The sequence below is a fragment of the Jeotgalibacillus proteolyticus genome, from assembly GCF_050107735.1.
Lineage (GTDB): Bacteria > Bacillota > Bacilli > Bacillales > Jeotgalibacillaceae > Jeotgalibacillus > Jeotgalibacillus proteolyticus_A.
The window spans coordinates 62,700-88,510 of sequence record NZ_JBNILO010000001.1; the positions used below are offsets into that span (position 1 = coordinate 62,700).

Annotated in this window: 25 protein-coding genes; 23 read left to right on the forward strand and 2 right to left on the reverse strand. The window is 44.0% G+C overall.

Annotation, left to right across the window (positions count from 1 at the left end; genetic code table 11):
* Positions 1–9 precede the first annotated feature (9 nt).
* The 3 genes from ACQCT8_RS00315 (at position 10) to ACQCT8_RS00325 (ending at position 2,807) form a co-directional block, all read left to right on the forward strand.
* On the forward strand, positions 10–183 hold the full coding sequence (locus ACQCT8_RS00315; protein WP_278239858.1) for a hypothetical protein: 174 nt from the start codon (positions 10–12) through the stop codon (positions 181–183).
* A 137-nt stretch (positions 184–320) separates the two neighbouring features.
* Positions 321–866: a DNA-directed RNA polymerase subunit delta gene (gene rpoE / locus ACQCT8_RS00320; protein ID WP_426867712.1), complete on the forward strand. Its 546-nt coding sequence runs from the start codon at positions 321–323 to the stop codon at positions 864–866.
* Positions 867–1,211: 345 nt separating this feature from the next.
* Positions 1,212–2,807, forward strand: coding sequence for a CTP synthase (locus tag ACQCT8_RS00325; protein WP_426867713.1), 1,596 nt, complete (start codon positions 1,212–1,214; stop codon positions 2,805–2,807).
* 237 nt (positions 2,808–3,044) lie between these two features.
* On the opposite strand, the gene ACQCT8_RS00330 is transcribed toward ACQCT8_RS00325, so the two are convergent.
* Positions 3,045–3,566, reverse strand: coding sequence for a DUF2529 domain-containing protein (locus tag ACQCT8_RS00330; protein ID WP_426867714.1), 522 nt, complete (start codon positions 3,564–3,566; stop codon positions 3,045–3,047).
* A 169-nt stretch (positions 3,567–3,735) separates the two neighbouring features.
* On the opposite strand from ACQCT8_RS00330, the gene ACQCT8_RS00335 reads away from it, so the two are divergent.
* From ACQCT8_RS00335 to ACQCT8_RS00405, 15 genes are all read left to right on the forward strand, one after another.
* Positions 3,736–4,104 carry a response regulator gene (locus ACQCT8_RS00335; RefSeq protein ID WP_426868280.1) on the forward strand — a complete coding sequence of 123 codons (369 nt, stop codon included), beginning with the start codon at positions 3,736–3,738 and terminating at the stop codon, positions 4,102–4,104.
* Between the two features lie 167 nt (positions 4,105–4,271).
* Entirely contained in the window at positions 4,272–5,129 is an 858-nt protein-coding gene (locus ACQCT8_RS00340) for a class II fructose-bisphosphate aldolase (protein WP_426867715.1), read from the forward strand.
* A gap of 245 nt (positions 5,130–5,374) precedes the next feature.
* Entirely contained in the window at positions 5,375–6,016 is a 642-nt protein-coding gene (fsa, locus tag ACQCT8_RS00345; RefSeq protein WP_426867716.1) for a fructose-6-phosphate aldolase, read from the forward strand.
* Between the two features lie 164 nt (positions 6,017–6,180).
* Positions 6,181–7,467, forward strand: a complete 1,287-nt coding sequence (locus tag ACQCT8_RS00350; RefSeq protein WP_426867717.1) for a UDP-N-acetylglucosamine 1-carboxyvinyltransferase — start codon at positions 6,181–6,183, stop codon at positions 7,465–7,467.
* A gap of 75 nt (positions 7,468–7,542) precedes the next feature.
* Positions 7,543–8,508, forward strand: coding sequence for a class II fructose-bisphosphatase (glpX, locus tag ACQCT8_RS00355; protein WP_426867718.1), 966 nt, complete (start codon positions 7,543–7,545; stop codon positions 8,506–8,508).
* A 330-nt stretch (positions 8,509–8,838) separates the two neighbouring features.
* On the forward strand, positions 8,839–10,128 hold the full coding sequence (rho, locus tag ACQCT8_RS00360) for a transcription termination factor Rho (RefSeq protein ID WP_426867719.1): 1,290 nt from the start codon (positions 8,839–8,841) through the stop codon (positions 10,126–10,128).
* A 129-nt stretch (positions 10,129–10,257) separates the two neighbouring features.
* Positions 10,258–10,464 (forward strand): 50S ribosomal protein L31, encoded by a 207-nt coding sequence (gene rpmE / locus ACQCT8_RS00365; RefSeq protein ID WP_041053330.1) that lies wholly within the window; start codon positions 10,258–10,260, stop codon positions 10,462–10,464.
* A gap of 326 nt (positions 10,465–10,790) precedes the next feature.
* Positions 10,791–11,399: a thymidine kinase gene (locus ACQCT8_RS00370; protein ID WP_426867720.1), complete on the forward strand. Its 609-nt coding sequence runs from the start codon at positions 10,791–10,793 to the stop codon at positions 11,397–11,399.
* A 278-nt stretch (positions 11,400–11,677) separates the two neighbouring features.
* Positions 11,678–13,741, forward strand: coding sequence for a beta-galactosidase (locus tag ACQCT8_RS00375; RefSeq protein WP_426867721.1), 2,064 nt, complete (start codon positions 11,678–11,680; stop codon positions 13,739–13,741).
* Between the two features lie 169 nt (positions 13,742–13,910).
* Positions 13,911–14,993 carry a peptide chain release factor 1 gene (gene prfA / locus ACQCT8_RS00380; RefSeq protein WP_426867722.1) on the forward strand — a complete coding sequence of 361 codons (1,083 nt, stop codon included), beginning with the start codon at positions 13,911–13,913 and terminating at the stop codon, positions 14,991–14,993.
* Positions 14,977–15,849, forward strand: coding sequence for a peptide chain release factor N(5)-glutamine methyltransferase (gene prmC / locus ACQCT8_RS00385; protein ID WP_426867723.1), 873 nt, complete (start codon positions 14,977–14,979; stop codon positions 15,847–15,849). Before prfA ends, prmC begins: the two co-directional genes overlap by 17 nt.
* A gap of 54 nt (positions 15,850–15,903) precedes the next feature.
* The gene (locus ACQCT8_RS00390) at positions 15,904–16,512 is read left to right on the forward strand and encodes a stage II sporulation protein R (protein WP_426867724.1); all 609 of its coding nucleotides are present in this window, start codon (positions 15,904–15,906) and stop codon (positions 16,510–16,512) included.
* Between the two features lie 211 nt (positions 16,513–16,723).
* Positions 16,724–17,788 carry an L-threonylcarbamoyladenylate synthase gene (locus tag ACQCT8_RS00395; protein WP_426867725.1) on the forward strand — a complete coding sequence of 355 codons (1,065 nt, stop codon included), beginning with the start codon at positions 16,724–16,726 and terminating at the stop codon, positions 17,786–17,788.
* A 146-nt stretch (positions 17,789–17,934) separates the two neighbouring features.
* Positions 17,935–18,453 (forward strand): manganese efflux pump MntP family protein, encoded by a 519-nt coding sequence (locus tag ACQCT8_RS00400; RefSeq protein ID WP_278239874.1) that lies wholly within the window; start codon positions 17,935–17,937, stop codon positions 18,451–18,453.
* Between the two features lie 103 nt (positions 18,454–18,556).
* A complete protein-coding gene (locus ACQCT8_RS00405; RefSeq protein ID WP_426867726.1) occupies positions 18,557–18,937 on the forward strand; it encodes a DUF4440 domain-containing protein in 381 nt (126 codons plus the stop codon).
* A 73-nt stretch (positions 18,938–19,010) separates the two neighbouring features.
* Here ACQCT8_RS00405 and ACQCT8_RS00410 read toward each other — a convergent pair whose 3' ends face one another.
* Positions 19,011–19,865 carry a family 43 glycosylhydrolase gene (locus ACQCT8_RS00410; RefSeq protein WP_426867727.1) on the reverse strand — a complete coding sequence of 285 codons (855 nt, stop codon included), beginning with the start codon at positions 19,863–19,865 and terminating at the stop codon, positions 19,011–19,013.
* Positions 19,866–20,249: 384 nt separating this feature from the next.
* Between ACQCT8_RS00410 and ACQCT8_RS00415 the strand changes: the two genes are divergently transcribed.
* The 5 genes from ACQCT8_RS00415 (at position 20,250) to galT (ending at position 25,789) form a co-directional block, all read left to right on the forward strand.
* Positions 20,250–21,419, forward strand: coding sequence for a galactokinase (locus ACQCT8_RS00415; protein ID WP_426867728.1), 1,170 nt, complete (start codon positions 20,250–20,252; stop codon positions 21,417–21,419).
* Positions 21,420–21,471: 52 nt separating this feature from the next.
* Positions 21,472–22,512 carry an aldose epimerase family protein gene (locus tag ACQCT8_RS00420; RefSeq protein WP_426867729.1) on the forward strand — a complete coding sequence of 347 codons (1,041 nt, stop codon included), beginning with the start codon at positions 21,472–21,474 and terminating at the stop codon, positions 22,510–22,512.
* A gap of 92 nt (positions 22,513–22,604) precedes the next feature.
* Complete coding sequence (locus ACQCT8_RS00425; protein ID WP_426868281.1) at positions 22,605–23,258, forward strand: sugar-binding domain-containing protein; 654 nt, start codon at positions 22,605–22,607, stop codon at positions 23,256–23,258.
* Complete coding sequence (gene galE, locus ACQCT8_RS00430) at positions 23,255–24,253, forward strand: UDP-glucose 4-epimerase GalE (protein WP_426867730.1); 999 nt, start codon at positions 23,255–23,257, stop codon at positions 24,251–24,253. Before ACQCT8_RS00425 ends, galE begins: the two co-directional genes overlap by 4 nt.
* A gap of 21 nt (positions 24,254–24,274) precedes the next feature.
* Entirely contained in the window at positions 24,275–25,789 is a 1,515-nt protein-coding gene (gene galT, locus ACQCT8_RS00435) for a UDP-glucose--hexose-1-phosphate uridylyltransferase (protein WP_426867731.1), read from the forward strand.
* The last annotated feature ends 22 nt before the right edge of the window (positions 25,790–25,811 follow it).

A 25,811-nucleotide genomic window follows, 5' to 3' on the forward strand; every position in this document is an offset into this window, starting at 1 on the left:
GTGGCCCTGATGGCGAAAACACTTATGTACTATGGAACATTAATCCTCATGATCGTCATCACCTTTACACTTTACAGTCGAATGCTTGGCGCAATTCCTCTTTTGATTTTATCTTTTGCACTCTATTACATGGCATACTTAGAAATGAAAAAAGATAAATATCGAAAATCGTCGAGCGACTAATTGATAATTTAAAAGGGTAGGTATGGCATTTTAGCTGATACTTTGGTTATAATGGGTAATATGCTTTCAATGAGGAAAAAAGGCGTTATTGATAAAGGAAGTATACGTGCATATTTGATAAAAAGGAGTTGCAGGGAATGGAACTTAAAAGTCTTACAAAAGAAGAAGTCCGCGAATATTCTTTTATAGAAGTTTCTCATTACCTATTAGTCGACCGTCATGCGACGATGTCGTTTAAGGAAATGTTAAATGAGTGGAAGAAGCTTCTCGGCTTAACTGATAAAGATGTAAAATCACACATGGTTCAATTTTACACGGACCTCAATATGGATGGCCGTTTTATTTCAATCGGCGAGGACCAGTGGGGGCTTCGTACATGGTATCCGCTTGATCAGGTAGAGGATGAGCATGTAACAAGTGAAATTCAGACGAAGAAAAAATTAAAATCCAAGTCTAAAAAGAAAAAACTTGCAGACGAAGATCTTGATTACGATGATCTTGATGATGAAGAAGAAGACCTTGTATATGACGAGCTTGACGACGACCTTGAAGATGTCGATGACATTGATGATGAAGATGAAGACGAAGATTTCGATGAAGAGCTGATCGAAGATGATGACTTTGACCTTGATGAGGACGAAGAAGACGAAGACGAAGAAGATTTGGACGACGAGAATAAATAACATCCTTCACGGCAGAAGCGCGGACATGCACTTCTGCTTTTTTACGTTAAGATAAATAATGCCCGCTTATCCGCCTGTTTTCGACAAGGTCTTTATTTTTATCCTTGACTATTTTTCGAATGATGGTAGTATTTTATTTGGGCTCCTTGAAAAAGGAACAATCGCAGATATTCGCGCTCCCTTGCGTTTTTAAACGTAGGAGGGGGCGCTTTTTGTTTTTTAAAAGGACTCGATTGCACGTTGATCGGGTCATTATTCGTTCAATATGGATTGAACTCCCACCTTTATTATGAGGCGTTAAAGCCTATTTTAAATTATACAGGCATCATCGAAAGGAGAAAAAGCATGACAAAGTATATTTTCGTGACAGGCGGCGTAGTTTCATCACTCGGAAAAGGGATTACAGCTGCATCCCTTGGACGTCTATTAAAAAACAGAGGGTTAAATGTAACCATTCAAAAATTTGATCCTTACATCAACGTGGACCCTGGAACGATGAGTCCTTATCAGCACGGCGAGGTATTTGTAACAGATGATGGTGCAGAGACCGATCTGGACTTAGGCCATTACGAGCGTTTTATCGATATTAACCTGAACAAATACAGCAATGTTACGACAGGGAAGATTTATTCTACTGTCTTGAAAAAAGAGCGCCGGGGCGATTATCTTGGCGGCACAGTGCAGGTTATCCCTCATATTACCAACGAACTGAAGGAACGTGTTTACCGTGCGGGCCGTGAAACAAATGCGGATGTAGTGATCACGGAAATTGGGGGGACAGTGGGAGACATCGAGTCACTTCCTTTCCTTGAAGCGATCCGTCAAATCAAGAGTGATGTCGGCCGTGACAATGTTATGTATATTCACTGTACGCTGGTCCCTTATATTAAGGCAGCAGGTGAAATGAAAACAAAGCCGACGCAGCATAGTGTAAAAGAGCTGCGCAGCCTTGGAATCCAGCCGAATATTATTGTGGTGCGGACAGAAATGCCGATTTCACAAGACATGAAAGATAAAATCGCTCTATTTTGCGATATCGACGAAGCTTCAGTCATTGAAGCAGCTGACGCTGATACATTATATGCTGTGCCGCTTGCCCTGCAGGCGCAGAGAATGGACAGCATCGTATGCGAACATTTGAAACTTGATGTGCGTGAGCCTGAAATGACGGAGTGGAATGAACTTGTAGACCGGGTTCGAAATCTGTCCGGTAAAACAAGAATTGCCCTCGTTGGTAAATATGTGGAGCTGCAGGACGCCTACATTTCGGTTGTAGAATCATTAAAGCATGCAGGCTATCAATTTGATGTAGACGTAGAAATCAAATGGCTCAATTCTGAGCTGCTGAACGCAGAAAATATTGCAGAAGAGTTAAGCGATGTGGATGGCATTCTGGTACCTGGAGGATTTGGAGACCGGGGAATTGAAGGGAAAATGGAAGCAATTCGTTTCGCGCGTGAAACGAAAATGCCGTTTTTCGGGATTTGCCTTGGCATGCAGCTGGCATCTGTTGAATTTGCAAGAAATGTACTTGGACTTGAGAGTGCACACTCAGCAGAAATTAACCCGGTTACTCCTTTTCCAATCATTGATTTGCTTCCTGAGCAAAAAGATATCGAAGATCTTGGAGGAACCCTGCGTCTTGGTCTTTACCCATGTAAACTGAATGGTGGAACGAAAGCACGTGAAGCGTATAACTCAGAAGTTGTATACGAGCGTCACCGCCATCGTTTTGAATTTAATAACCAGTACCGCGAGAAAATGGAAAAAGAAGGATTCCTATTCTCAGGAACAAGCCCGGATGGCCGTTTAGTGGAAATTATCGAACTTGCAGACCACCCATGGTTTGTAGCCTGCCAGTTCCATCCGGAATTCACTTCCCGTCCAACGCGCCCGCAGCCGCTGTTCAGGGATTTTGTACAGGCAACACTTAAACGATAATCAGCATTAAAGTAGAGCTGCGTGATAGGTGTCATAAGATGATGCAGTTTATAGCATTTGTAAGAGGGTGAGCGGAGCGGAAGGTGGTGACTCCTGCAGGATTTGACAGTTGCTTGAGACTATCCAGGGCAAGGGCCTGGAGAGGCTCAAGCAACCGTCCCTGCGGAAAGCGTACGTCTGAAGCGCAGCGAACCGGTCAAAGAGGTTGAGACAATTTGTCCCAACCTCTTTTTTTGTCTATTCATTTTCAATAATCATTTCATCAAGCGAAAACTTGAGGCCATGATACAAATACAATGCAGCCATCAGGGACGGAAAACCAAACCGGCTTCCATCTTCATCTGGCAGCATGCCTTTCACCAGCTGAGTATTTAAATGAACATCGGCAAGGCTTGTTAAATCATTTTCAGCGTCTTTCACCACACCTGAAATGACAGTGAACGGAATTTGCTTGTCCTGAAGCTTTTTTCCAAGCGAAAGGGCAGGTTCATCTGTAGAACGCCTCGTTATAATCAGCACGCGGTCAGCACCATCTAGATCTTCAACATTCTGGAGTTGCAGGGCGCATGCCATCGGCTCTTCCCCGTTCAGAGCTTCCTCTGCAACACCCTGCATTTCTTCAAAGCCCTTAATATAAATCGTGCCCTCACCGACAGCAGCCTGAGCAAGAAGGCGGGCAGCATCCTCCATTAACAGTTCTTCTTTTCCATGCAGCCGGGAGAAAAGACCCGATAGCTGCGTGGTAAACATTTTTAACATAAATTTCATTCCCCCATTATTTTTGTCGAATTATGTAATAAGGTTTTTACTCATATTCCAGCCCCAAAGAAGGAACTGTACTTTATTTGTAGAATGTACCATAATACAGGGTGAAAATAAAAACAAAGAGATACATAGAAAAGGGATAATCTGGTTAAAGAGGTGGGAGATCGTGGAGGAAAAGATTTTAATCGTGGACGACCAGTTCGGCATTCGGATTTTGTTAAATGAAGTGCTGAATAAAGAGGGGTATAAAACGTTTCAGGCGGCGAACGGCTACGAAGCACTTTCTTTACTGAATGAGCATCCGGATCTTGTTTTGCTCGATATGAAAATCCCCGGCATGGACGGAATCGAGATCCTGAAAAGAATGAAAAAACAGCGTGAAGACATTAAAGTTGTTATTATGACTGCATATGGTGAACTGGATATGATTCAGGAAGCGAAAGATTTGGGAGCGCTTACGCATATTGCGAAGCCTTTTGACATTGAGGACATTCGACAGCTTGTAAAAAAATATTTACAGCATACAGGGTGATAAGTAGGAATATCCCGAATTTTGTTTCTTTTACCAGGTGAGGCGCAAGCATAGTCAAATGCTGTTTCTTTTGGTATGATACTATGGAAAATAGATGCTGAGTGCATGAAAATTTTTTTGTGCAGCAGTGTGTGATTAAACACATATTTCAAGGAGGAGTTTCGATTATGCCATTAGTATCAATGACAGACATGTTGAATACAGCAAAAGAAAAAGGATATGCTGTAGGACAATTTAACCTGAATAATCTTGAGTACACTCAAGCAATTCTTCAAGCAGCTGAAGAAGAAAAATCACCTGTTATTCTGGGTGTTTCTGAAGGTGCAGCACGTTATATGAGCGGTTTTAAAACCGTTGTAAAAATGGTTGAAGGTCTTTTGGAAGATCTGAAAATCACAGTTCCAGTTGCGATTCACCTGGACCACGGTTCAAGCTTCGAAAAATGTAAAGAAGCAATTGATGCAGGCTTTACATCTGTTATGATCGATGCGTCTCACGGACCATTCGAAGAAAACATCGAAATCACTTCAAAAGTGGTTGAGTATGCACACTCTAAAGGCGTTTCTGTTGAAGCTGAGCTTGGAGTTGTCGGAGGACAGGAAGATGACGTCATTGCAGACGGCGTGATCTATGCAGATCCAATTGAATGTAAAGAGCTTGTAGAACGTACTGGAATTGATACATTGGCTCCGGCGCTTGGCTCTGTTCACGGTCCTTACAAAGGTGAACCAAACCTTGGATTCGTTGAAATGGAACAAATCGGCCGCGAAGCACAAGTTCCGATCGTTCTTCACGGAGGTACTGGAATTCCAACAAAAGATATCCAAAAAGCGATTTCATACGGAACAGCAAAAATCAACGTAAACACTGAAAATCAGATTGCTTCTACAAAAGTAGTCCGTGAAGTGCTTGCGAACGATTCTGAAGTGTATGATCCGCGTAAATATCTTGGACCTGCTCGTGAAGCGATTAAAACGACTGTTGCAGGGAAAATGCGTGAGTTTGGTTCTTCAAACCAGGCATAAGAAATACAGGGGACTGCAGTTGGGCTGAGCATCATCGTCACGAACAGCAGATGAATGTTTGCAGCCGTACTGAGGGATAAAAGCTGACACTGGGAAGTAAACCAGGTACTAAAGGATAAAGGACAAGCATGGCAAAACCATGCCTTTTCAATTAGAACTGGCAATTTCACAGGGTCAGCTTTTCCTGTACATACCGTATTTTGAAAATTTGAACTATGTAAACCAACAAGGGGAGATGGGATAAAATGAAATTTTTTATTGATACAGCTAATATGGATGAAATAACAGAAGCACACAGCTGGGGGATTGTGTCGGGGGTCACAACGAACCCATCGCTGGTGGCAAAAGAAAACATATCGTTTCATGACCGGCTGAAAGAAATCACGGAGCTTGTAGAAGGTTCTGTCAGTGCAGAAGTCATCTCGTTGGAAGCAGAAGGCATGATCGAAGAAGGAACAAAACTGGCTGAGATCGCCCCAAACATTACGGTTAAAGTCCCCATGACACCAGACGGCTTAAAAGCGACGGCTGCGTTTGCAAAGAAAGGCATTAAAACGAATGTGACACTGATCTTTAATGCGAATCAGGCGCTGCTGGCAGCCCGTGCAGGTGCTTCATATGTATCTCCTTTCCTTGGAAGACTGGACGACATTGGACATGACGGCATGCAGCTGATCAATACAATATCTGATATTTTTGCAATACATGATATTGACACAGAAATCATTGCCGCGTCCATTCGCCATCCTCAACATGTTACCCAGGCAGCGCTAAATGGCGCGCATATTGCTACCTGCCCAATAAAAGTATTAAAGCAATTATTTAATCATCCATTAACCGATTCAGGAATTGAAGCATTTTTAAACGACTGGAACAAACAGAAATAAATTTTTTACCTGTTTACTCAATTCTTTCACATGATTCGAAAGAAGAGTGCGCACACTAACGGAAAAGATAGTTTAGTCTCGAGTGTGCGATCAAATACGCGATGTAGCCGTTCTATAAAAACCGGCTCAATTGCGCTTAATGGAACAGGGGAAGGAGCTTTACGATGGAAAAACTTAAGATTGAAGGGGGCCACCCTTTAAAAGGCACAATTAAAGTAAGCGGTGCTAAGAATAGCGCTGTGGCACTAATTCCAGCAACCATTTTAGCTGATTCACCAACCGTTATTGAAGGTCTTCCTGATATTTCAGATGTTCAGACACTGAAAGAGCTTCTCGAAGAAATCGGTGGAGAGGTAACAGTCAATGACGGAGAAATGCATGTAAACCCGGAAGGCATGGTTGCGATGCCATTGCCAAGCGGCCGTGTAAAAAAACTGCGGGCTTCCTACTATATGATGGGAGCCATGCTGGGACGCTTTAAAAAAGCAGCCATTGGACTGCCTGGAGGCTGCCATCTTGGACCTCGTCCGATCGATCAGCATATTAAAGGCTTTGAAGCCCTTGGAGCAACCGTTACAAACGAGCAGGGAGCCATATATCTTAGAGCGGATGAATTAAAAGGTGCAAGAATCTACCTTGATGTGGTTAGTGTTGGCGCCACCATTAATATTATGCTTGCAGCTGTCCGGGCCACTGGCCAAACCGTGATTGAGAATGCAGCGAAGGAACCTGAAATTATTGATGTAGCCACCCTGTTAAATAATATGGGAGCAAAAATCAAAGGAGCGGGAACCAACATCATTCGAATTGATGGCGTAAATTCACTTTCGGGAACTAGACACACCATTATACCGGACCGGATCGAGGCAGGTACATATATGATTTTGGGAGCAGCGGCCGGAGGCGGACTGACGGTTGAAAATGTGATCCCGCTTCATATGGAGTCCCTCACAGCCAAACTGCGGGAAATGGGTGTACCGATTGAAGAAAGTGATGAAGACATCTACATTGGAAAGTCAGATAAACTCCGGTCAGTGGATATCAAGACGCTGGTTTATCCAGGGTTTCCAACTGATCTCCAGCAGCCTATGACGGCTCTTCTAACAAAAGCAGAAGGGACTGCTTTAGTAACCGATACGATTTATTCTGCACGTTTTAAACATATTGATGAATTAAGAAGAATGAATGCGAACATCAAAACTGAAGGAAGCTCTGCCATTGTATATGGACCTTCCAAACTGCAAGGCACCCGGGTGAAAGCTTCCGATTTGCGGGCAGGTGCAGCACTTGTCATTGCAGGACTGATGGCAGAGGGCGTCACGGAAGTAACGGGTCTTGAGCATATAGACAGAGGCTACAGTGACCTCATTGAAAAGCTTACAGGACTTGGCGCTGTGATCTGGCGTGAAGCCATGACAGAAGAAGAGCTTGAACAGGTGAAAAATCAATAGCTTCAAAAGTATGACACATTAGACCTGTAATGTGTTATACTAATCCCCGAGAAACAAGGTAAAGGGGATGGAAAGATGGAACGCAGTTTATCGATGGAGCTTGTTCGTGTAACTGAAGCAGCAGCCCTTGCATCTGCAAGGTGGATGGGGCGCGGATTAAAAAATGAAGCAGATGATGCGGCGACCACTGCTATGAGAGACGTATTCGACACCATTCCAATGAAAGGCACAGTTGTTATTGGAGAAGGGGAAATGGACGAGGCACCCATGCTTTACATTGGGGAAAAGCTTGGCACAGGATATGGACCCAGAGTGGATGTTGCGGTAGATCCTCTTGAAGGCACTAATATTGTCGCATCAGGAGGATGGAATGCTATTGCCGTTTTAGCCGTAGCTGATCATGGTCATTTGCTGAATGCGCCGGATATGTACATGGATAAAATCGCTGTCGGTCCTGAAGCCGTTGGTCAAATTGATATTAATGCGTCTGTATTGGACAATCTTAGAGCAGTGGCAAAAGCAAAAAACAAAAATATTGAAGATGTGGTGGCAACGATTTTGAATCGGGATCGCCATGCTAAAATCATTGAAGAACTTCGCAGCGCAGGGGCAAGAATCAAACTGATTGGAGATGGCGACGTAGCGGGTGCCATTAATACAGCGTTTGATGCGACGGGTGTGGATATCCTGTTTGGTTCAGGTGGCGCACCTGAAGGCGTCATTGCAGCTGTTGGTTTAAAATGTCTCGGTGGAGAAATCCAAGGAAAACTGCTTCCTCAAAATGATGAAGAAGCGGACCGGTGCCGTGCCATGAATCTTGACGTTAATAAAGTGCTGTTAATGGAGGATTTAGTGCGCGGGGACGATGCGATTTTTGCTGCTACAGGTGTGACGGACGGGGAGCTTTTAAAAGGGGTTCAGTTTAAAGCCACATACGGTGAAACACACTCCCTTGTTATGCGTGCCAAGTCCGGCACTGTTCGATTTATTGAAGGAAATCACAGTTTAAATAAAAAACCGAATCTTGTAATGAAATCGTAAAAGGAACAAGTCTGTATTGTATAATGCAGTCCTTATCCGTTAAGAATAGGCATTATCTGTAGCAATAGATCCATTTTTAAAAACAAAGCATCCTTCTAAACAGACCACGAGCTTCGGATTTGCAGGCCAATCGAAGCTCTTTTCTTTTTTTGATTGCTTGTCTGCCTAATAAAAGGTAGAATAGATATGGCTTAAAAAATCTTCATGTTTTTTCAACGTTTTAATCATTCAACCTCTTTTCTTCTAGCAACACGCCCTTACCCTTATTTACTACCAAACCAGCAGAACGTATGGCTAGAGAACTGAAAATTTAAAAAGTGTGGTGTCCTTATGGAAGAATTAAAAATGTCGTCACTTGATAATATGAAGCTAAAAGAGTTATATGAATTAGCTAAAGAATATCGGGTGTCCTATTATAGTAAACTGACAAAAAAAGAACTGATCTTTTCAATTTTAAAATCCCGTGCAGAGCAGGAAGGCTTCTTTTTCATGGAAGGCGTTCTTGAAATCATTCAATCGGAAGGCTTTGGTTTCCTTCGCCCGATTAATTATTCGCCAAGCTCAGAGGATATTTATATCTCAGCTTCCCAGATCCGCAGATTTGATCTGAGAAATGGGGACAAGGTATCAGGGAAAGTACGCCCGCCAAAAGAGAATGAACGGTATTTTGGACTTCTTCATGTTGAAGCGGTAAATGGAGATGATCCGGAAACCTCAAAGGAACGTGTTCATTTCCCTGCTCTGACTCCGCTTTATCCGGACCGTCAGATCACATTGGAAACACAACCGAAATCCCTTTCTACTCGAATCATGGATCTTGTTTCGCCTGTTGGATTTGGTCAGCGGGGACTTATTGTTGCACCGCCAAAAGCTGGTAAAACCATGCTGTTAAAAGAAATTGCCAACTCCGTTACCACGAACCATCCTGAAGCAGAATTAATCGTTCTTTTGATTGATGAGCGTCCGGAGGAAGTAACGGACATCGAACGTTCTGTTCAGGCGGACGTAGTAAGCTCTACCTTTGATGAAGTTCCTGAAAATCACATTAAAGTAGCTGAGCTGGTCCTTGAACGGGCCATGCGTTTAGTGGAGCATAAGCGCGATGTTATCATCCTGATGGACAGCATTACCCGGCTTGCGCGTGCCTACAATCTTGTCATCCCGCCAAGCGGACGTACTCTTTCAGGAGGAATTGATCCTGCAGCCTTTCATCGTCCGAAGCGCTTCTTTGGTGCAGCGCGGAATATTGAAGAAGGCGGCAGCTTAACCATTCTTGCCACAGCTCTTGTGGACACCGGTTCCCGTATGGACGAAGTCATTTATGAAGAATTCAAGGGAACAGGAAATATGGAGCTTCACCTTGACCGCAACCTGGCTGAACGCCGTATTTTCCCGGCGATCGATATCCGACGAAGCGGTACGCGCAAAGAAGAGCTTCTCGTACCGGCCGGCCATTTGGACAAGCTTTGGGCCATCCGTCGTGCGCTGTCTGATTCGCATGATTTCGCTGAACGTTTCCTGCGTAAACTGCGCCAGTCCAAAACTAATGATGAATTTTTTGATACGCTGACAGACGAGATGAAGACCCATCAGTCCAACGGTTCCTCACGAAATAAATAACTTGTATTGATTAACCGATGTACCCCTGATATAATGTAAGCATTGTGCTTGTACAGCGCATGACTACATGGTAGTATAGTAAGTACTTACTCTGTTCCAGATGGTTCAGGGCGGAAGGAGATGAAAGAGATGAGAGCAGGAATTCATCCAAATTACAAACTCGCAAAAGTATCATGTACTTGCGGTAACGAATTTGAAACTGGTTCTGTGAAAGAAGACATTCGCGTTGAGGTATGTGCGGAATGTCACCCATTCTACACAGGCCGTCAGAAATTCGCAGCAGCGGATGGCCGTGTTGATCGCTTCAACAAAAAATACGGTCTTAAGCAACAGTAATATCAGAACAGGCAAGAAACTTCTTGCCTGTTTTTTTACGGTCAAATTGGGGAAAATAAAGAAAAACAACGTCGAAAAGGGTCAAAAAAACCCCTTGCCGCTTAATAATCAAGCCCTTAAAATGAATAACAGGCAATGAAACAACAGGCGAATGACTCCTGCGGACAAAAAAAGCAAGGAGCTCATTCTTTTCTTTTTTACATAGATCTTTTCAGTTAAAGATGTGTGGCATGAGCAAAGATAGGCAGTGATGTAAACCACTAAAGGGGCCAGGCCCCTTTAGTGCTGTAAAGCAAGAGCAACAGCAAGGAAGGAGCTGATTTCTGGTGTATGTAATGAAACAGACAGGTTGGGTTGAGGTTATTTGCGGCAGTATGTTTTCAGGGAAGTCAGAGGAATTGATCCGAAGGGTTCGAAGAGCACAGTTTGCCAGACAGCATATATTAGTTTTTAAGCCAAAACTGGATGACAGGTATAGTGAAGAGGCCATTGTCTCCCATAATGGAGCCTCTGTGATCGCAGTACCGGTTGAGGATTCCTCTGAAATTCTTGAACAGGTAACCGCGAAGGCAGATCTGATTGCGATCGATGAAGTTCAGTTTTTTGACCACGGCATCATAGATGTCATTACTCAGCTGGCTGACCAGGGCTACCGTGTCGTGGCTGCCGGTCTTGATCAGGATTTTAAAGGAGAGCCGTTTGGACCTGTGCCTCATATTATGGCACTGGCAGAGCAAGTAACAAAATTACAGGCAGTGTGCGCGGTATGCGGTTCACCGGCAAGCAGAACGCAGCGTCTGATTGAAGGCCGGCCGGCAGGCTACGATGATCCGGTCATATTAGTAGGAGCATCTGAGGCCTATGAGCCCCGCTGCCGACACCACCATGAAGTTCCGACAGGCGTAACCGTTTCTCAAACCTCAACTTCAAAATAAAGAAATCAAAAAAGGGACGGCTTGAAGATGCCGTTCTTTTTTCTTTTCTCTAAGTTCCCAATCAATCATCGGACGTTACCTTCCGCCTGCGAAAATCTTTCTTGTAAAAAAAGAATGTACAGGTACCTCTTAATAAGATAAACAAAGAAACAGGATAGATGTGGTAAACTGATTTTACAGTAGTTTGTGGATAACCAAAAAAAGATACATATAAATCCCTTTTAACGGGAGAGCTAAAAAGGAAAAAGTAAGCGCTTTAACCAGAAAGGATGAGTGTGATGACAGTATTTCCACCGATAAGTTCTAAGGTTCCGAGGATGCTTCACGGAGCAGATTATAATCCGGAACAGTGGCTTGAGTATCCTGAGGTGTTTGAAGAGGATATCCGTTTAATGAAGCTGGCTAATTGCAATGTGATGTCCGTCGGCATTTTTTCATGGGCAATGCTTGAACCGAAGGAGGGCACATTTGATTTCAAATGGCTGGATCATGTACTTGATACGTTTGCAGAGAATGGACTGTTTGCATTTCTTGCCACGCCAAGTGGAGCGAGACCGGCCTGGATGTCGCAAAAATATCCAGAAGTGCTCCGTGTAGAAAAAAACAGAGTGCGCAATTTACATGGTGTCAGACATAATCACTGTTATACGTCGCCCATTTACCGGGAAAAAATAGAGGTTATAAACACGAAACTGGCAGAGAGGTACGGGAATCATCCCGCTGTTATTGGCTGGCATATCTCAAATGAATATGGCGGAGATTGTCATTGCACTTACTGTCAGAATGCATTTCGGGAATGGCTCCAAAAAAGATACACTTCTTTACAAGAGTTAAATCATGCCTGGTGGACAACCTTTTGGAGCCATACAATTACTGACTGGTCGCAGGTGGAGTCTCCTGCCCCGCATGGTGAAAATTTTGTGCACGGCATGAACCTGGATTGGAAGCGCTTTGTGACAGACCAAACCCTGGATTTTTTTAATCATGAAGTGAACGCCTTAAAAAAGCACAGTCAGGATCTGCCGGTAACGACAAACTTCATGGAAGCATATGAAGGTCTTAATTATTGGAAATTTAAAGAGTCGGTGGATGTGGTGTCCTGGGATGCCTACCCAACCTGGCACGATGAAAGGGACGAAAGTAAGCTTGCTGCATGGTTTTCGCTTCTTCATGATTTAAAGCGATCCATCAAAAACGGCCAGCCATTCATGCTCATGGAAAGTACGCCAAGTGCAACGAATTGGCAGGAGGTGAGCAAACTGAAAAAGCCCGGCATGCACGCGCTCTCGTCTATACAGGCTGTGGCGCACGGCTCCGATACCGTTCAATATTTTCAGTGGCGCAAAAGCAGAGGCTCGAGTGAAAAGCTGCACGGTGCGGTTGTAGACCATTACGGCAGCGAAAATACACGGGTGTTTCAAGAAGTATCCCAGCTTGGCGGCGTGCTTCAAAAACTGGATGAGGTCGTTGGGACCTCGGTTCAGCCGGAAACAGCCATTCTGTTTGATTGGGAAAATAGATGGGCCATCAATGACGCGCAGGGTCCGCGCAATAGCGGAATGCACTATGAGGAGCAGATCCGCCGGCATTACAAACCATTATGGGACGAAGGAATACCCGTTGATATCATTGACATGGAATGCGATTTATCCAGCTACAAATTGGTAATTGCTCCGATGCTTTATATGCTGAGGGCGGGAGCAGGAGAAAAAATAGAAGCCTTTGTAGAAGCAGGCGGTATTTTTGTCACCACCTACTGGTCAGGAATCGTGGACGAACACGACCTTTGTTTTTTAGGCGGATTTCCCGGACCACTCCGCAAAACGCTTGGCATCTGGTCCGAAGAAATCGATGCTTTATATGATCATGAAAAAAATCAAATCAGTTTGACAGACAATAATTCACTTGGATTAACGGGAATGTACGAAGCGCATGAATTGTGTGAATTGATCCACCTTGAAGGAGCAGAAGCGATTGCTTATTATGAGCAAGATTTTTATCAGGGCCGCCCTGCAATAACCGAGAATCATTTTGGAAACGGAACCGCCTATTATGCTGCGTCACGAAATCAGGAACCATTTTACGCTGACTTTCTTCTGTCTATCATCCGCAAGCATAAAATTAAAAGAACCATTGAAACCGAACTTCCATATGGCGTGACTGCTCAAAAGCGCTGTGATGGCGAAAATGAATTTATTTTTCTGATGAACTTTACAAATCAGTCTCAGACGCTCCAGCTTGAAAAAGAAATGTATATCGACTTGCTCGATGAAAAACCTGTACCGGAATCTGTCGTGCTGCCTTCTTATGGGTATAAAATTCTTAAGCGGCCTCAAACATAAGCAGTTTATTTACCGGATTATTTTATAAAGTGACTCTCTTTTTCAGGGGAGTTCTTTTCGTGTAAAGAAAAGTTTGCTAAGCGGAAGTATCAGGCAAACCGCCCATTTCCGTTAAAATCATTGTCTACCCATCAGCCATCGGATATACTAACTAAAGAGGTGAAGAGAGATGTTTGATCGATTACAAGCGGTAGAAGACCGCTACGATAAGCTAAATGAATTGCTGAGTGACCCTGAAATAGTAAACAATACGAATAAACTTCGTGAGTATTCAAAGGAACAGTCCGATATGACTGAAACGGTTGAAACCTACCGTCAATATAAAGAAGTGTACCAGCAGCATAAAGAAGCCAGAGAAATGCTGAATGAGAAGCTTGATGCTGACATGCGCGAAATGGTGAAGGAAGAAGTGAATGAGCTCGCTAAAGAAATTGAGCAGCTGGAAGAAAAACTTCATGTTCTTTTAATTCCTAAAGATCCGAATGACGATAAAAACGTAATCATGGAGATCCGTGGAGCAGCTGGAGGAGATGAAGCGGCTTTATTCGCCGGGGACTTATATCGCATGTACAGCCGATATGCTGAATCGCGCGGCTGGAAAATTGAAGTCATTGAAGCCAGCTCAACAGGTGTTGGGGGCTACAAAGAAATTATTTTTATCATAAATGGAAATGGCGCCTACTCTCATATGAAATTTGAAAATGGGGCTCACCGCGTACAGCGTGTTCCTGAAACAGAATCCGGCGGACGTATTCACACATCAACGGCGACTGTGGCATGCCTTCCCGAAACTGAGGAAGTGGAGATCGAGATCCACGAAAAAGACATTCGCGTGGATACATTTGCTTCAAGCGGACCAGGGGGGCAGTCTGTTAATACGACCATGTCTGCCGTCCGGTTAACACACGTTCCTACAGGAATAGTTGCATCCATTCAGGATGAGAAATCTCAAATCAAAAACAAAGAAAAAGCAATGAAGCTGCTTCGTGCCCGAGTGTACGACAAATTTCAGCAGGAAGCACAGGCGGAGTATGATGCTGTTCGTAAATCGGCCGTTGGTTCCGGTGACCGTTCAGAGCGAATCCGCACCTACAACTTCCCGCAAAACCGTGTAACCGACCACAGAATCGGCTTGACCATTCAAAAGCTTGATCAAATCCTCCAAGGTAAAATGGATGAAGTGATTGAAGCGCTGATTATGGAAGAACAGTCAGCCAGAATGGAGTCCATGAATAATGGCGACAACCTGTAAACTCTATGAGGCCCTTAATTGGGCTTCTTCTTATTTAGAAGAACATAACCGCGAGCCATTTGCTGCAGAGTTTTTATTACGATTTGTTCTAAAACTGGACCGGACCCAGCTTTATATGCAATTGCGTGAGGGAGTTGAGGAAGAAGATTTCTCCCTTTTTGAAGAGGCCATCCAGAAACATGCTGAAGGAATTCCCGTTCAGCACATCATTGGCTCAGAGTCATTCTACGGCCGGACTTTTCGTGTGAATCGGGATGTGTTAATTCCGCGCCCTGAAACAGAAGAACTGATATATTATGCACTCGAGCGATGTGATTCCATATTTGCAACCGATCAAAAGGTAACAGCTGCAGATATCGGAACCGGCAGCGGAATCATCGCTGTGACATTGAAGCTCGAACGGCCGTCCTGGACGGTGACAGGGGCTGACCTTTCAGATGATGCACTCCGTGTAGCAAAAGAGAACGCAGAAAATTTAAATGCAAAGATTGAGTTGATTCAAAGTGACCTGTTTTCTTCTTTAAAGCCTGAACAAACCTTCGATCTGGTGCTTTCAAATCCGCCTTACATTCCGCACAGCGACCTTACGTCGATGTCTGAGGTCGTGGTGGATCACGAGCCGCATCTTGCTCTTTTTGCAGACGAAGAAGGATTGATCCTGTACCGGAAAATGTGTGAACAGCTTCCGGAGCGGATGAATCGGCCGGGGCTTGTCGGCTTTGAAGTTGGTGCAGGGCAAGGGGAAATCGTGTCTGCGCTGCTCGCTGAATCTTTTCCAAACGATCATGTTGAGGTCGTCTATGATATAAATGGAAAAGATCGCATGGTATTTTGTCGACTTTCGCCTCATGTTTAAAAAAGAATAAGTTCGTCCACAATGACGTGTAACAAACCTTGTGGAGGAACGACGATGAAAACAAAGTGGCTGATCGCAACGATTCTATCAAGTTCATTATTAGTCCCAGTGCAGACAGCAGAAGCTCATGCAGACCAGGATATCCGTTTTCGGGTACTTGCCAACAGTGACGAAGTACAGGATCTTGCTATAAAAGAATCGGTTTATCTTCTTGTTCAGGATCAAATTCTTCAAACACTTGCCGGAGATAAACTGTGGGAAAGAGAAGAACTCAGTGAAAAGTTTGATAGTCATGTGGAAAAGTGGGAAAAGCTCGTTCAACAAGAACTAGAAGCAAACGGTTTTACTTATTCTGCTACTGTGCGATTTGAAAAGCACCGTTTTCCTGAGAAACACACGGAGGATGGTGTGTATGCTGAAGGTGTCTTCGATACAGTGATCGTTACACTTGGAGAGGGCCAGGGGACAAACTGGTGGTGTTCTATTTTCCCGGATCTATGTGGACAAGTACTGATTAAAAAAGCAAAAGCCGCAGATGTGGAGGAGGAAAAAGACTGTGAATCAGACTTATCCCCTAAAAAAGATCTGCGTGACGAAGAAGTGGTAGTAGATTCCATAATCGTCAACTGGTTTCAAAAAGGATGGGACTTGCTCGTTAATTAGTGGATAAGTCAGAATTAAACTGATTTATTCACAAAGTTGTGCACAATACAGAGAAAGTTATACACACTTTGTGGACAACTGTGACAACACTGTTGATTAAAACAAGTATAATATACTAATAATTTGAGAGACCTCCACAGTATATTAAAAAAATTCACTTTAAACGTAAAGAATAACGTAAATTTATAAAATAGTTTAGGAGTTGATTCACATGAATACCACGATGTGGAGTGTGGATAAAAATGTGGATAAAAATAATGATTATCCACAGATTAAAAAAGCAGCACAATTATTACGCGATGGTCATACAATTGCCTTCCCCACAGAGACAGTATACGGACTTGGTGCGGATGCAACGAGCGACCAGGCTGTCAGCGGTATTTTTAGAGCGAAAGGAAGACCCTCTGATAACCCTCTGATTGTTCATATCTACTCCACCAACCAACTCTCCGATCTCGTTCAGCATGTGGATAACCTTTCCCAAGCCCTGATTGAGCAATTTTGGCCCGGTCCGCTCACGCTGATTTTTACAAAAAAAGAGGGCGTCTTTTCAGAAAAGGTGACAGCAGGACTGGATACGGTAGGCATCCGCATGCCTGATCACCCAGTCGCGCTTGCTTTAATAGAGGCTGCTCAAAAGCCTATTGCAGCCCCTAGTGCCAACCGGAGCGGCAAACCGAGTCCCACTTCTGCAGAGCACGTTTATCACGATTTAAACGGCAGGATCTCAGGTATTGTGGATGGAGGGGAGACCGGTGTAGGAGTTGAATCCACTGTGCTTGATTGTACGGTCACACCTCCGATGATCCTGCGGCCGGGGGGCATTTCCTATGAACAGCTTACAGCCTGCATCGGTCCTGTGGATGTGGACCCGTCCCTGGACGAACAAGCCGAACAGCCGAGATCACCAGGAATGAAATATACACATTACGCCCCGGTGGCTCCTTTATATATCACGAAAGGGTCGGATCTATGGCTGCAGGAAACCATCGTATCCTTTCAGCAGGATGGAAAAAAAGTCGGTCTCTTGGCTCCCATGGAAACGATCAGCCATATGCAGGCTGATTTTATGGTGGCATGCGGAAGTGAAGACGATTTATCCACAACCGCTCACTCACTTTACGATAGCATTCGCGCTTTTGATAACGAAGCCGTTGACATTATCCTTGCGCAAAGTGTGGAACTGAGAGGGATTGGGGTTGCCATTATGAACCGTCTCGTCAAAGCAGCAGGTCATAAATGGCTGATTGAAAAGAACGATCCAACAAGCTTCTGATTTTAGGAGCTTTTTTTATTTTGAAACATTATTCTAAACAGCTTCCCTGAGAGAGATGTAGTGCTATAGGAAATGCAGTTGGTGTGTTCTTCATTTTCAGCTAAACGCATAAAGTCAATGTAGGTGCAAGGGGAGAGGGGGATGTTGTGGACCTCATTATTTGGCTGGCCATTGGTCTTGGGATGGATGCTTTTTCAGCAAGTATTGCGATAGGCTCACAGGGAGTAACCAATCGGAAAAAATGGAGCGGCAGTATGCTTGTTGGGCTGTTTCATATCATTATGCCAATTATCGGTATTTTAATTGGAGGTGCGCTTTCTCACACCATCAGCTGGGTCGGGGTGGCACTGCTGATTGCAGTCGGTCTGCAGATGATTCGTTCTGGAATGGTGGGCAGAACGGTCCCTGTTATGATGATGTCATGGGTGCGTTGGATTGTCTTTGCATTTGGAGTCAGTGTAGATAGTTTATCCGTAGGAATTTCACTTGGCATCAATCAATCCGAAACCTGGATCGCCGTCATTTTATTTGGCTTTTTTGCGAGCTTTATGACCTTAATCGGTCTTCAAATAGGACAAGTACTGAAACATACAGTCGGCCGCTACAGTGAAGTAATCGGCGGAAGTATTTTAATAGGCATCGCCATCAGAATGCTGGTGAGTTAGCCGCTAAAATAAGCCCATGGGAAACCCATGAGGCTTTTTTTAGATGAAAGAAGGATTAAAAGGGACTGGGAACGAAATCCAACTGAGGAAAGGAGGAGTATACGTGAACGAATTATTAATAAGTAAATTTAGAGAACTAGAAGAATGGCATATTAATCCGGAAGTACGGAAAAGCAGAGAAGAACTGGACAAAATTCTGGCGGATGACTTTTTTGAGATCGGCAGTTCCGGCAGCATGTTTACAAAGCAGGAGTGTCTGGATGATGGAGTATCACAAGCCGAAATGTCCATCCATCAATACGAAATCCATCCTCTTTCAGAAAGTCTGATGCTCTCCACCTATCTTATAGCAAATCATACTACACAGCGCAATACGCTTCGCAGTTCCATTTGGAAAAAAATCGACGGCAGATGGCAGCTTTATTTTCATCAGGGGACGTTGACAAATCAGGAGATTAGTAGTGTGGAAGAGAAAGAACAATAAGTTTCTGCCTAAAAAAGACGGTCAGCTCTTTACTTCAGCTGACCGTCTTTTCCTCATGCGTTTTGGCAACTTTTTAGTCCCTCAGATCTACATGATACAGCAGAATATCTCCGCTTTGAACCTCAAGATTAATGGTATTTGACCCGCTTTCAAGCTCGACTGTGGTATATGTCATGCCAAATGATTCGGCAGAACCATCGTTGGCTGCCTTAAAAACTTTAAAAGGTGATTCCTCCTGAATGGTCCCAGTTAATGAAACCTCCTGTTGATTTTCTCCATAAAGATAAAGAGTATACGTCCCGTCTTCAGGAGCATCAAATTTAAATTGAACAGAATCTCCAGCAGTCAAACGAATAAGATCCTCTTCACGCGCTGCTTCGGACTCCATTTCTTCTCCAGTAATCCTGTATATTTTTTCCTCGCTTCCCGCAGGCAGAGGAATAGATTCGTCTGCAGCGATAGGTTCGCCAAATTCAGGATTGCCTTCTTCATCGAATGTGAACGGCTGCATGCGTACATTGCGGCTCCATCCGGATCCTTCAGCTTTGGCGGCATGATAGACAATCCAGTCCTCTGAATCATCCGGCGACTTCGTAAAAGAGGCATGTCCAGGTCCAAAAACGCCATTGCCGCTTTGGAATACAGGTTCTTCTTTTTTGCTCCATGATGCAGGGTCCAATAAATCAGAATCCTTACGGTCAGTCAAAATTCCAAGGTTGTAAAAGTCGCTCCAGCTGCCGCTTCCTGAAAATACGATATGGGTATGATCTTCGGATTCAAGAATCTGAGGACCTTCATTGATGGATGGAGAACCGCCTCTTGTCTCCCATTCAAATTCAGGGCGTGACAGCTCAACTCTTTCTGTATTGAGCGTTGCCGGGTCTGACATGACTTTCGTATAATTCTCTAACTGCGGCACAATCTGCATATCTACTTGAACCTCTTCCTGAGAATCGTTCAGCGAGTTAACGATTTCTTCGATTACATTTATTATAAGACCCCTTACTAATTTTTAGTTAATTAATTAAAGAGTTAACTAAAAATATTAATTGGATTATGCATTAACTATTAATAGGTTAGTAGAAAGCTTAAGAGATTAATAGAGCGATATTTCTGACAATTTATTACTTTTTCTTCTTTTGTAATATAGGATCTGAAGAGGAATTAGGAATGGATAATAGATATATCTATCTATATTTTTTACTAAAAAAATTAGTATATTTATTGACTTTAACTGAATTTAACTTAAAATGAAGTTGTAATCGTTTTCAAATGAGCGGATGAGATGAAGAAAGATGAAGGAGGGTTTGCGATGGAACTGGAATCGCTGAGGAACTCATTTAATGACTATTTTCATACAAACGCAGAGCAATACTTTTTTGCTCCGGGCCGAATTAATTTAATAGGTGAACACACGGATTACAATGGGGGAAATGTATTCCCGTTAGCCATTACAAATGGTACATACGCATTGGCAAGGAAACGGAATGACCGGAAAATCCGCATGATCTCCTTGAATTTCAAGGAAGAGGGCGTCATTGAACGATCATTAGACGACCTTGAGTATGATGAAAATAAAGGCTGGGTGAATTATCCTTCGGGAGTGACGAAGTTCTTACTAGAAAATGGCCAGAAAATTACTACTGGATTTGAAGTATTATTCTATGGAAACATTCCGAATGGAGCCGGACTTTCTTCTTCAGCCTCTATCGAATTAGCCACAGGGGTCATGCTTCAGACACTGTTTGAATTTGAGATAGACCGGATTGAATTAATTAAGCTGTGTCAAAAAGTAGAAAATGAATACATCGGTGTTAACAGCGGGATTATGGACCAGTTTGCAATCGGGATGGGCAAAAAAGGCCATGCAATCTGGTTAAACTGCGACACGTTGGATTATGAGTACGCTCCCCTTCAATTACAAGATGAACAGATTGTCATTATCAATACAAACAAAAGAAGAGAGCTGGCTTCATCTAAATATAATGAAAGACGAGCCGAATGTGAGCAGGCATTAAAAGAAATGCAGACCTATGTCCGAGCAGATGCGTTGGGTGAAATATCTTCTGCTGAGTTTGAGCAGTTTAAGCAATATCTTTCAACCCAAACGCTTGTTCAGCGGGCCCGCCACGTAATCTATGAAAACGAAAGGACTGAAAAAGCGCTGAAGCAGCTTAAGTCAGGAGATTTGAAGGCGGTCGGCCATTTAATGAATGAATCACACCGCTCATTAAAAAATGACTACGAAGTAACCGGAAAAGAGCTGGATACAATCGTCGAGTTTGCCTGGAAGCAGGATGGAGTGATCGGCGCCAGAATGACGGGTGCAGGCTTTGGGGGATGTGCGATCGCAATCGTTAAAAATAAACATCTGAAAGACTTTATGAACCAGTTAAATGACCATTATAAAGAAAAATGCGGCCTGGACGCTTCGTTTTATACAGCTAATGTTGGTGAAGGAGCTCATGAGATTTTGGCATAGAAGGTATTAGTAGGATAAAATGGAATTACTTTAATTGAAAAGAGGGAAACCAATGAATCTTATCAAAACTCATGAATTGGCTGAACATAATGGAGAAAAAATCATTCAATACACCATGAAAAACAGCAATCGCATGGAAGTAACGGTATTAAATTACGGTTGTATTATTACGAAGTGGACAGCACGGAATCGAAACGGAGTCTATGAAAATATCGTACTCGGATTTGATGAATTTGACCCGTACCTTACTCAGTCTCCATACTTTGGTGCTGTGATTGGCCGTGTGGCTGGCAGGATCGACAAGGCTGCTTTTGAGCTGAATGGGAAATCGTATGACCTCGAAGCAAATGAGGGGGAAAGCACCCTTCATGGCGGAGAACAGGGATTTGATAAAAGGATATGGAAGGGAACCGTTGGTGAAAATCAGGAGCTTGTCTTCACGCGTACAAGTCCTCATCTTGAAGGTGGTTTTCCTGGAACACTTGAATTAAAAGTCGTCTACCGGCTGCTTGAAGATGATACACTCGAGGTTGAATACGAAGGAACAACCGACCAGGCAACAATTGTTAACATGACGAATCATTCCTACTTTAATTTAAACGGAGACCTTAGCAAATCGGTAGTAGATCATGAATTGCAGCTGAAAGCAAGCCGTTACCTTCCATTAAAAGACAACTTGATCCCAACAGGCGAACTGGCTTCTGTTGAAGGAACGGCTTTTGACTTCAGAAGCAAAAAGACGCTTGCATCGGGCATTCATTCTGATGATAAGCAAATAAAAATAGGCGGAAACGGGTTTGATCACCCGCTTGTGCTGGATGAGAATTTTAATCAGGAAATTATTGTAACAGAGCCGGTATCAGGCCGGACTTTGACGATTGAAACGGATCAGAAAGCAGTCGTGTTTTATTCTGGAAATCAAATGGATGCAAACATGACGATTCGGGGATGTGAGACGCAAAAGCATATGGCCCTTTGTCTCGAAACACAAAATTTTCCGAATGCCGTTCATGAACCGACATTTCCATCTACAAAGCTCGAGCCTTCAGAAACGTACAGGGCTAAAACCCGATACATATGGACAGTAAATTAGCATTGAATAGTAATGAACAATAAAAAGGAGTGTTTTTTATGCTGCGAACAGAATATCCTCGTCCACAGCTTCAGTGAAAAGAGTGGCACGGCCTGAATGGGAAATGGAACTTTGCATTTGATGACAAAAATATTGGGATGAAGGAACGCTGGTACCAAAATCCTTCTGCGCTGACGAGAAAAATCAATGTGCCCTTTGCTTTTCAAACAGAGCTCAGTGGAATTAATGAGCAGGAATTTCATGATGTCGTTTGGTATGAGCGAACGATTGAAGTTCCAAAGAAATGGGGCAGTAAGCAAATCATCCTTCATTTTGGTGCAGTCGATTATAGAGCTAAAGTGTTTGTGAATGGGCAGCTCGCAGGAGAGCATGGAGGGGGGCATACTTCTTTTTCGTTTGATATTACTCATGCACTAAACGATCGGCAGGCTTCAATTGTTGTGCGGGCGGAGGATCCATCTCGTGATGAAACCATTCCCCGCGGAAAGCAGTTTTGGAAAGAAGAGATTGAATCGATCTGGTATACCAATACAACCGGCATTTGGCAGCCGGTCTGGCTTGAACCGGTTTCGGATGCTTCGGCGTTGCATGGCTATTGCTATACCCAGCTGACGGATGTCGAGCAGGAGATCAACGGCATACTAACCTACGACCGAAAGCCCAAATGTGATTTGAAAATTATTCGAGAGATCAATTTGCAATGGCATGAAGAAGTTAAAAAGCTGAAAGGAGAGGATGAATCATGACAATCCTCGTAACAGGCGGAGCAGGCTACATTGGCAGCCATGCCGTACTCGCATTAAAACGCAGGCAGGAAAAGGTTGTTGTGCTCGATAGTCTGCAGACAGGACACGAGGGAGCTGTTGACCCGGAAGTGCCTTTTTATTCAGGTGATCTTCGCGATAGTGCTTTTCTTGACCAGGTGTTTGAGGCTCATAAGATTGATGCTGTCATTCACTTTGCTGCAAACTCGTTAGTTGGTGAGAGCGTGACAGACCCGCTAAAATATTATGACAACAATGTTGGAGGGGCAATCTCTCTTTTGCAGGCCATGAACCGGCATGAAGTGAAGAAGATCGTGTTTTCATCAACGGCAGCGACCTATGGCGAGCCGGAATCTTCTATTATTGAAGAAAAGGTTCCGACCGTGCCGACAAATCCATACGGTGAAACGAAGCTCGCAATTGAAAAAATGCTGAAATGGTCAGCGGACGCTTACGGAATCCACTCGATTTCCCTGCGTTATTTTAATGTGGCAGGAGCAGATCCTGAGGGAGAACGGGGAGAAGACCATGATCCGGAAACCCATTTGATTCCGATTGTTCTTCAGGTAGCGCTTGGCCAGCGAGAAAAAATCAGTGTGTTTGGCAATGATTACCCAACACCGGACGGCACATGCATCCGCGATTATATTCATGTAGCGGATTTGGTGGAAGCACATCTTCTTGCGATTGAAAAGCTTGGAAACCTTCCTGAACAAGCGGCCGTTTATAATCTTGGCAACGGAAAAGGCTTCAGTGTGATGGAAGTGATTGAGGCGGCCCGTGCAGTAACAGGACATAGCATACCCGCTGCAATCGAAAAAAGAAGAGCAGGAGATCCTGCCATGCTTGTCGCTTCTTCTGCAAAAGCGGAACAGGAGCTAGGATGGTCGCCTAAAATTCCGGAGCTTCAGGATATTATTCAGAGCGCGTGGAATTGGCATCAGGCGCATCCTGAGGGCTACAAAGCAGGCAATTAAAACCGTAGAGGAGGGAACCCTGTGTTTATTTTCATTCAGCTGGAGAGATTGCTTCAATTCGGTTTGCAAAAGAAACTAATCGAGCCTTTAGACTCAGACTATGTTCGAAACCGGCTGCTGAATCTTTTGCATTTAGATGCGATGGAACAGGTGGAAACCCCGGAGGAAGCACTTGACTACCCGGTTGAGATTCTGAATAACATCGTAGAGTGGGCGTCGCAGCAGCAGGATTTAAATATTTCGACCATTACGGAAAAGGATCAGCTTGATGCCGCTTTAATGGATTGCTTTATGCCCCGTCCTTCTGAGACGGCGAAAGCCTTTCAACAGCGGTACCGATCCTCGCCTGCTGAGGCTACGGATTATTTTTACTCCATGTCCAAGCAGGTAAATTACATCCGCACTGACAGAATTGCAAAAAATGAGCACTGGTACAGCGAAACAGAATACGGGGATCTTGAAATCACGATCAATTTGTCCAAGCCCGAAAAGGATCCGACCACGATTGAGGCAGAAAAAAAAGCAAAAGCGATCAGCTATCCGCTTTGTCTGCTGTGCAAGGAAAACGTGGGCTACGCCGGACGGGTGAATCATCCCGCCCGCCATAACCACCGGATTATGCCTGTAAATCTTGGAGAAGAAAGCTGGTTTATGCAGTATTCGCCTTATGTGTATTATAACGAGCATGCCATCATATTCTCCTCCGAGCATCGTCCCATGAGCATTTCTAAAAGCGGATTTAGCCGGCTGCTTGGATTTGTGGAGCAGTTTCCGCATTATTTTGTGGGCTCCAATGCAGATTTGCCGATTGTCGGGGGCTCAATCTTAAGCCATGATCATTTCCAGGGAGGGCAGCATGACTTTCCAATGGCACTGGCACTAGTTGAAAAAGAGTATAAAATTGATGGCTTTGAAGACGTAAATGCAGGTGCGGTGAAATGGCCCATGTCCGTCATTCGATTAAGCGGAAAAAGCAAGGATCGCCTGCTCGAGATGGCAGATTTGATCTTGCACACATGGAAGGCACACAGTGATGAAGCCGTTGGCGTCTATGCGGAGTCGGACGGGCAGCCTCATAATACGATCACTCCAATCGCGCGTATGCGAAACGGAAAATTCGAACTGGACCTCGTTCTTCGAAATAATCGTACGAGTGAAGAACATCCATTTGGCATCTTTCATCCGCATCAAGACGTTCATCACATCAAAAAAGAAAACATTGGCCTGATTGAAGTAATGGGCCTTGCCGTTCTTCCTGGCAGATTAAAAGAAGAACTGACCGTCCTTGGGAATTACCTTGTTGAAGGAAATCTCGATAAGGCAGGGGAAGATGAGCGGACGGCAAAGCATCTTGACTGGGCAAAAAAAATCGCGGCAGTAGAAAAAAATCTCTCATCTGAGAACATCCAGGACGTTTTGCGGAAACATGTTGGCATCGTTTTTTCAAGAGTCCTCGAAGATGCAGGTGTGTTTAAGCGGGACTGGGAAGGACAACAGGCGTTTACCCGATTTATTGAAACGCTAAGCGGCCGCTGAAAATGTAGAGAACAGATCTTTT

Coding starts and splice junctions, on each gene's coding strand:
- ACQCT8_RS00340 (WP_426867715.1), top strand. CDS start 4,272: ATGCCATTAGTATCAATGACAGACATGTTGAATACAGCAAAAGAAAAA.
- ACQCT8_RS00390 (WP_426867724.1), top strand. CDS start 15,904: ATGAAAACAAAGTGGCTGATCGCAACGATTCTATCAAGTTCATTATTA.
- glpX (WP_426867718.1), top strand. CDS start 7,543: ATGGAACGCAGTTTATCGATGGAGCTTGTTCGTGTAACTGAAGCAGCA.
- ACQCT8_RS00395 (WP_426867725.1), top strand. CDS start 16,724: ATGAATACCACGATGTGGAGTGTGGATAAAAATGTGGATAAAAATAAT.
- ACQCT8_RS00420 (WP_426867729.1), top strand. CDS start 21,472: ATGAATCTTATCAAAACTCATGAATTGGCTGAACATAATGGAGAAAAA.
- ACQCT8_RS00325 (WP_426867713.1), top strand. CDS start 1,212: ATGACAAAGTATATTTTCGTGACAGGCGGCGTAGTTTCATCACTCGGA.
- rpoE (WP_426867712.1), top strand. CDS start 321: ATGGAACTTAAAAGTCTTACAAAAGAAGAAGTCCGCGAATATTCTTTT.
- galE (WP_426867730.1), top strand. CDS start 23,255: ATGACAATCCTCGTAACAGGCGGAGCAGGCTACATTGGCAGCCATGCC.
- ACQCT8_RS00315 (WP_278239858.1), top strand. CDS start 10: ATGGCGAAAACACTTATGTACTATGGAACATTAATCCTCATGATCGTC.
- ACQCT8_RS00415 (WP_426867728.1), top strand. CDS start 20,250: ATGGAACTGGAATCGCTGAGGAACTCATTTAATGACTATTTTCATACA.
- fsa (WP_426867716.1), top strand. CDS start 5,375: ATGAAATTTTTTATTGATACAGCTAATATGGATGAAATAACAGAAGCA.
- prmC (WP_426867723.1), top strand. CDS start 14,977: ATGGCGACAACCTGTAAACTCTATGAGGCCCTTAATTGGGCTTCTTCT.
- rho (WP_426867719.1), top strand. CDS start 8,839: ATGGAAGAATTAAAAATGTCGTCACTTGATAATATGAAGCTAAAAGAG.
- ACQCT8_RS00350 (WP_426867717.1), top strand. CDS start 6,181: ATGGAAAAACTTAAGATTGAAGGGGGCCACCCTTTAAAAGGCACAATT.
- prfA (WP_426867722.1), top strand. CDS start 13,911: ATGTTTGATCGATTACAAGCGGTAGAAGACCGCTACGATAAGCTAAAT.
- ACQCT8_RS00375 (WP_426867721.1), top strand. CDS start 11,678: ATGACAGTATTTCCACCGATAAGTTCTAAGGTTCCGAGGATGCTTCAC.
- ACQCT8_RS00330 (WP_426867714.1), bottom strand. CDS start 3,566: ATGTTAAAAATGTTTACCACGCAGCTATCGGGTCTTTTCTCCCGGCTG.
- rpmE (WP_041053330.1), top strand. CDS start 10,258: ATGAGAGCAGGAATTCATCCAAATTACAAACTCGCAAAAGTATCATGT.
- ACQCT8_RS00410 (WP_426867727.1), bottom strand. CDS start 19,865: ATGCAGATTGTGCCGCAGTTAGAGAATTATACGAAAGTCATGTCAGAC.